We start from the raw sequence: 5,964 nt of genomic DNA, 5'->3' as shown, positions 1-5,964 counted from the left end.
TACGCACTCCAAACTTTAGTTTGGGAAAGTGCGCCCTTCGGGAAAACCCACAACAATCATATAGCAACTTGAAAGCAATGTTCAAGTGCGCTTATGATTTAGGGGGATTTCCTCTATTTGAAAGGTATGTTAAAGATGAAAATTGAGTCATTGGAACAACAAATTTCTAAGCAACAAGAGCGATTAAAACAGTTAAAAGCTCAAAAACAAGCTGCTGTAGCTCGTGAACGTTCTAAGCAAAAAGAGTTAGAACGAAAGAATGATACAAGACGTAAGATTTTAATCGGCTCTTGTATGTTAAAAATCGTCGAAAATGACACTGTTGCTCATGAAAAGTTAATGGCTCAGCTCGATAAATACTTAACCGAAAATCGAGATAGAGAATTATTTAATCTTCCATTAAAGGAGTGAGTGATGAAAATTAGGGCTTTATGTTTGGCTGGTATCTTGGCTGTTACGACTGTTACTTCGACATCGAGCATGGCAACAGGTATCCCTGTTTTTGATGGTGGCAACTTTGCCAATATGATCATTAACGCTGCTAACCAAGCAACGCAAATTTCTAACCAAGTTTCGCAAATTAATAGCTTGTTACGTGGTAATGCCTTGTCAGAACAAGCATTGCGCCAATTAGGTCTTGGCAACTATAGCGGTCTTGTCAGCCAAATGAGCGCACAGTATCAGGATTTGAATAAAATCATTTCTGCATCAAAAGCACTTAATGCTTCGGTGGGTGAGGTTCAAAGCCAGTTCCAGCAGCTCTACCCTAATTTCCAAAACATGAAAAATAAATCACCTGAACAAATGTATCAGCAGTTCGGTAAGTGGTCGGATCAGCTTCAAGATGCCAATAAATCTGCAATGCAGGCTCAATCGACAATCAACAACATTAAGGATCGGAATAATCGGATTGCATCAATTTTGAATGAAAGTGCTGGATCGGCTGGAGCTTCACAAGTTGCTCAATTGCAGTCATCTAATCAAATGTTGGGTGTTTTGGCGCAACAAATGAATGATTTGCACACGGTTATGGCTGCTTCGGCTCGTTCTGCTACAGAAGCTCAAGCAACCGCCCAAGCGGAAAAAGATGCTATGCGTAATGCTTGGAAACAACGGAATACCAGTAGCCTTGATTTAGGTTCTACCAAGGCAAAGGGGTTCTAAAATGAAATATTTGAATATTTTGATTTCAGGAATTTTGATTTTTTCCCTTGCTGGTTGTGGCAAAAAAGATGAAAAAACACAAGAAGATTGGAAAAAAAGAAATACAAGTGATTTAGACCTTGATAACGCCAAAGGCAAAGGATTCTGATTATGGCCAGACTAAACAGATCCATGCTATCAACGCTCTTGATTATTGGGTTGTTTGTCATGTCCGCCCATGCAAATGCTGCGATTGATGCTTCATCAATCGACAATATGATCGAGAAGTTCCAAACAGCAGCAAGTACATGGCAAGCTCCTCTGTTGAACTATGCAACTAACCTATTTTGGATCCTCGCATTTATTCAATTCAGCTGGGCAATGATCGGCTTGGCATTTCGTGGTGATGATCTTTCGATATGGGCATCAACTATCGTCAATCAGATTATGTATGTCGGCTTTATGTCATGGCTTTTGATGAACTCAGCAACGTTCGCTGAAGCGATTGTAAATAGCTTCAGACAGGCTGCATCTACCGCCAGTGGCTACAGTTTGCTTACGCCCTCAGACTTTTTTGTGAACGGCTGGAAGATCGTCCAAGAGATTTTAAACTCGGTAAGTGCTTGGTCGCCTATTGATTCATTGGGGATGCTGATTGCTTCAATCATTATCATGATTGCATTTGCCTTGATTTGTGCGTTCTTGGTTTTGGCGTTGGTTGAAATGTATATCGTGGTATCAGCCAGTGTCTTAATGATGGGGTTTGCAGGTTCGCAATGGACGAAAGACTATGCCCTAAAAACTATTCAATATGCTGTTTCAGTTGGTGCAAAAATATTTATTTTACAATTGATTGCAGGTCTTGGACTTACTTTTATCAAAGAGTGGGCTACGGGCTTTAATGTTGAAGACAATGTAAGTTTGGTCGGTATGATTGGCTGTAGTGTGGTACTGCTGGCATTAACCAAAATTGTGCCTGATATGCTCCAAGGTGTGATTAACGGTTCATCTATTGGAAGTGGTGCTGCTTTAACTTCCGCCCTACGTGCTGTGGCTGCTGCGACAGCTGGCGCTGCTGCTGGTGCAGCTGGTGCGTCTATGGCTACAAAAGGCGCTGGTGCTTTGGCAAGTGAACAGCTTAAAACAGCTCAAGCAACTGGCACAGGCCCATCGAGTGCAATGGGTAAAGCTGGTTTCATGGCTGGTAATATGGCTATGAATATGAGTTCTGCTTTAAAAAGTGACCTTGGTAGCCGTTTGAGTGGTTCTACGACTGGTGGACGCATGGCTGGCTCGATGATGAATAAAGCAAACGAGCTGCGATCAAAACGATCTAAAAGCAATCAGGATGAAAACACTATCTCATAGGGCGAGACAGATTTTTTCTGATTATTCGCATTTGTTTAGTTGTTGTTTTATACGCTCAATCCTTGTAATAAGACCATCCACACAATTTTGATGACGTTCATAAAGTGGGTGGTCTTTATTCTGCCAGTTATCCAATATTTCTTTGGCTTCGATGTACTCTTGTTCTAGTTTGTAGAGTTGACCTTTCAGTCCAAAATTATCTTTATTCCAGATAGCTAATAGCTCGGTTTCACTTAGTTTTGATAAATCAGTCATTAGTAATACTCCCAAAATCTGTATGTGTTCGTAACGCCTTAAATATCCGTTTTGCTGTTTCTTCTCGAACGGATTTAGGGTCACGCAAAATATTGGCAATCCATTGGGCAAAAGTGCTGTAATCAGGGAAAGTAGATAAATCCGATATATCGCTAACCTTGCTGAGTATCGAGCTATATTTCTGTATCTGTGCATCTGTGAGCTTACAGAACATATCTATCGTATTTTTATCTCGCCCTGTTTCGATAACTTTCGGTTTTGGTTTCTCCTTAACTGTAAACTTAAAGCCAACCACAGAACGCCCACGCTTCACATTTTCATAGCTTAGGTCTATATCGGTATTGGCTGTGATCTCCTCCAGTGACGGTTTAATTACACGGTCTTTAAGATTGCCAATACGTCTATATGATTCAGGCAAGCCCAATTGCTCAAATAATTCATCAAGACTGATTTGAAATCCGCCCATTGTTTGATGTTTCTTAGCTAGATGATAAAAGTCTAGGGAATAATCTTTTTTTAGCCGTAAAACCACTTCCTTTTTATACTTGGTATAAGGGTTTAAGGCATCAAACTCTCTAAGTAATAGTAGCACTTCATCACTAAAATAAAGCTCGGAACCGCCTTGCCCTGCCTTATAAATAACTTTATTTACCCAACGCATTTTTACTCGATCACCATTTTCAGCCGTATAGCCAAAAAAACGAGTAAATAAACGATCTGATGCCATCTCTAAGGCAGTATAAGCGGTTGATAAATCAACCCCACATTCTCTAGCAAAGTCACTCGATGATATAAAAATCGGGTCATTGCTTGATACTTTGGTGGTTCTTGCCAAAGGCGTAGCCATGATAAACAAACGCTTTTCATCAAGTGACATGCTTCTATAACATTCTATTACTCGATTTTGTAAAACTACCCAATCTTTGGGGTAGTGTTTCTGATCTAAAGTCATATTATTCTACATAGTTAAACGATGTAGAATTTATATATTAATCTACAAACATAATCAAGTAGATTAATACTTGGCGTTTGTAGTTTTAATACTTGGCGTTTGTAGTTTTTAAAGTGCGTTTTACTTGGCGTTTGTAGATTAATACTTGGCGTTTGTAGTTTTTTAAACTCTACAAGCCTGTATTCATCAGCATTTGGAGGGTGTCTAAAAGCTTTTAAAAGCTTCTTAAAAGTATAAAAAGGGGTTTGGCTGTGAAAAACAGCCCTATGGCACTCGCTTCGCTCGTGGCATTTTGACCTCGTTTCACTCGGTCTTGGGGGCTGTTTTTTGATGATTGCTTTCGAGGATTCAGAAAAGCAAAAGCAAGAATGGATTCGCTTCGCTCATAGAGCTATTTTTGCTCGCTTCGCTCGGTCTAGGGGCAACTTTCAACATGAAAATATAGATTTTCTAGGGTTCAAGTCATTTAAAAGCGGTTTTTCAGAGGGTCGAGGGTCGAATATTGCTAGTTCGCTCGTAGACACTCGCTCTGTAAAACCATGTATTGTTTAGATAATTTTAATAAACACCAAAAAGAATAGGTATATCTATGGTGCAAAATCATATATTTCGCACCATAGATATACCTATCTTGAACGTGGTCTATTCCGCTTTTCGGCTTCAAGCATCTTGTTGGCTTCATCATGCTTGCCTTGTTCACGCAAGGCTTTACGTGCAAAAAATGCCTGTTTTTCTTGCTCTTGTATGGCTTTGGCTTCTTGTTTTCGTTTTTCCTGTTCGGCTAACTTCCGTTGTTGTTCTCGCTCAAGATAGTTTCTTGCTCGGTCATATTTAGCTTTTAGGTTTGGATTAGCCTTGTTTACAGTCAGTTTTGCCCGATCTGTATAGCGTTCAGGCTCAAATCGAGGGGAGTTACTCCTCAATTCTCGTTCTTGTTCTTCCAGCTGGTGCAACTGCTTCTGAATTTCAACATTTGCTGTATCCCATTTTCCGCCAAAAAACAGGGGTCTTTTTCCTAGTTCTTCTTTTTGGTGTTTAATATCGGTTTTAGATAGCTCTATTTGCTCCAAAACAGCGTTTATTTGCTCGATTTCTGTTTTTTGGGTAGTTAGTGCTATGTTTTTTGCTTCCGTGGCTACAGCGTCGTTATATTGCGAAATAACGCTATATGCAATTTTTGTTAATTCTTCAGGGGAACGTTGTTCCTGGTCTTTTTCTTTTTGGCGTTGTTCCTGGTCTAAATTTTCCCTGGTCTGTTCCAAGTCATGAACAAGGCGTTCTGTAGCTAAAATTTCTTGCTCAAGTCCTTTAATTAATTGGCGTTCCGTATTTCTAGCCTTAATCGCATCGTTACTTAAACTGATTTCAGTGTCCTTGCCCTGTCTGCGAAGTTGGGTAATTGTAGAACCCTCATGCTGTGTGGCTTCTAAATCTAAACCTTGCTCTTTGTAGCTGCGGTGATCGACACGCTCATGGCTGCCAACCTGTTCAAGAAATTGATTGCAGAGTTCCGCAAACTGTTGTCTCCAGTGTTCGACTTCTTGTTTGCCGTTGTCGTTAAATTCTCTCGTTTTTTTATCAAGGTTGCCTTGCTGGTTAATGCTGCGTGTAGTGAGCATGATGTGGGCGTGATAGTTGCGGTCATCACTTCCGCCTGCGGTATGTGGGGCATGAATGACTGCATCAACAACGACCTTATGACGTTCTACAATTTTTCCGCACAGTTCATTGAGCATCTTCTCTCGTTGTTCTTGGTTTAATTCACAAGGAAATGCAACTTCAAATTCTCTTGATAATTGAGAGTTTTTTCTAGTTTCAATGGTTTCGACCGTATTCCAAAGAGTTTCCCGATCTAATAATTCTTTTTTGGTGTTTTCAGGCGCATAGATATTTTTAAATTCTATGCCTGTTTTCTTGGTGTAATCCTGCTCTTTTCCATAGCGTTCATCTTTCAATTTTTCCCCTGATCTATATGCAGCACACGCAACAGCACTTCGACCATCTGATCGACTAATATTTTTTACTGAAAAGTGAAAAATAGCCACGATGTAAAGTCCCATTGACAAGTGTTTTTAAAAAAAAATTGAAAATTTTTTTTCGGGGTTAAGGGGTGTCCCCTTACGCACTCCAAACTTTAGTTTGGGAAAGTGCGCCCTTCGGGAAAACCCACAACAATCATATAGCAACTTGAAAGCAATGTTCAAGTGCGCTTATGATTTAGGGGGATTTCCTCTATTTGAAAGGTA

The 5,964-nt window shown here is 40.0% G+C and carries 7 protein-coding genes; 4 read left to right on the top strand and 3 right to left on the bottom strand.

Going from position 1 to position 5,964, the window contains the following annotated elements:
* Window positions 1-135: 135 nt before the first annotated feature.
* Genes GBN19_RS14195 through trbL form a run of 4 tightly spaced genes read left to right on the top strand, consistent with a single transcriptional unit; the run spans window position 136 to window position 2,511 of the window.
* Window positions 136-411 carry a hypothetical protein gene (locus GBN19_RS14195; protein WP_004919011.1) on the top strand — a complete coding sequence of 92 codons (276 nt, stop codon included), beginning with the start codon at window positions 136-138 and terminating at the stop codon, window positions 409-411.
* Window positions 412-414: 3 nt separating this feature from the next.
* Complete coding sequence (locus tag GBN19_RS14190; protein WP_004919009.1) at window positions 415-1,164, top strand: type IV secretion system protein; 750 nt, start codon at window positions 415-417, stop codon at window positions 1,162-1,164.
* A 1-nt stretch (window position 1,165) separates the two neighbouring features.
* On the top strand, window positions 1,166-1,312 hold the full coding sequence (locus tag GBN19_RS15840; RefSeq protein ID WP_004918994.1) for a hypothetical protein: 147 nt from the start codon (window positions 1,166-1,168) through the stop codon (window positions 1,310-1,312).
* Between the two features lie 59 nt (window positions 1,313-1,371).
* On the top strand, window positions 1,372-2,511 hold the full coding sequence (trbL, locus tag GBN19_RS14185; protein ID WP_020899881.1) for a P-type conjugative transfer protein TrbL: 1,140 nt from the start codon (window positions 1,372-1,374) through the stop codon (window positions 2,509-2,511).
* Between the two features lie 21 nt (window positions 2,512-2,532).
* Here the strand turns inward: trbL and GBN19_RS14180 are convergent, their stop codons facing one another.
* The 3 genes from GBN19_RS14180 to mobQ all read right to left on the bottom strand — a co-directional run bounded on the left by GBN19_RS14180 (window position 2,533) and on the right by mobQ (window position 5,763).
* On the bottom strand, window positions 2,533-2,766 hold the full coding sequence (locus GBN19_RS14180; RefSeq protein WP_004918992.1) for a hypothetical protein: 234 nt from the start codon (window positions 2,764-2,766) through the stop codon (window positions 2,533-2,535).
* The gene (locus GBN19_RS14175) at window positions 2,759-3,718 is read right to left on the bottom strand and encodes a replication initiation protein (protein ID WP_151778575.1); all 960 of its coding nucleotides are present in this window, start codon (window positions 3,716-3,718) and stop codon (window positions 2,759-2,761) included. The genes GBN19_RS14180 and GBN19_RS14175 overlap by 8 nt, the downstream gene beginning before the upstream one ends.
* 626 nt (window positions 3,719-4,344) lie before the next feature.
* Window positions 4,345-5,763, bottom strand: a complete 1,419-nt coding sequence (gene mobQ, locus GBN19_RS14170) for a MobQ family relaxase (RefSeq protein ID WP_004919014.1) — start codon at window positions 5,761-5,763, stop codon at window positions 4,345-4,347.
* Window positions 5,764-5,964 lie beyond the last annotated feature (201 nt).

Origin of the sequence: Acinetobacter brisouii, from assembly GCF_008993995.1 — a bacterium.
GTDB classification, from domain to species: Bacteria; Pseudomonadota; Gammaproteobacteria; order Pseudomonadales; family Moraxellaceae; genus Acinetobacter; species Acinetobacter brisouii_A.
The sequence above is the reverse complement of the archived record's forward strand: the minus strand, read 5'-3'. Positions and strand labels throughout refer to the sequence as shown.

Coding starts and splice junctions, on each gene's coding strand:
- trbL (WP_020899881.1), top strand. CDS start 1,372: ATGTCCGCCCATGCAAATGCTGCGATTGATGCTTCATCAATCGACAAT.
- GBN19_RS14195 (WP_004919011.1), top strand. CDS start 136: ATGAAAATTGAGTCATTGGAACAACAAATTTCTAAGCAACAAGAGCGA.
- GBN19_RS14190 (WP_004919009.1), top strand. CDS start 415: ATGAAAATTAGGGCTTTATGTTTGGCTGGTATCTTGGCTGTTACGACT.
- GBN19_RS15840 (WP_004918994.1), top strand. CDS start 1,166: ATGAAATATTTGAATATTTTGATTTCAGGAATTTTGATTTTTTCCCTT.
- GBN19_RS14180 (WP_004918992.1), bottom strand. CDS start 2,766: ATGACTGATTTATCAAAACTAAGTGAAACCGAGCTATTAGCTATCTGG.
- GBN19_RS14175 (WP_151778575.1), bottom strand. CDS start 3,718: ATGACTTTAGATCAGAAACACTACCCCAAAGATTGGGTAGTTTTACAA.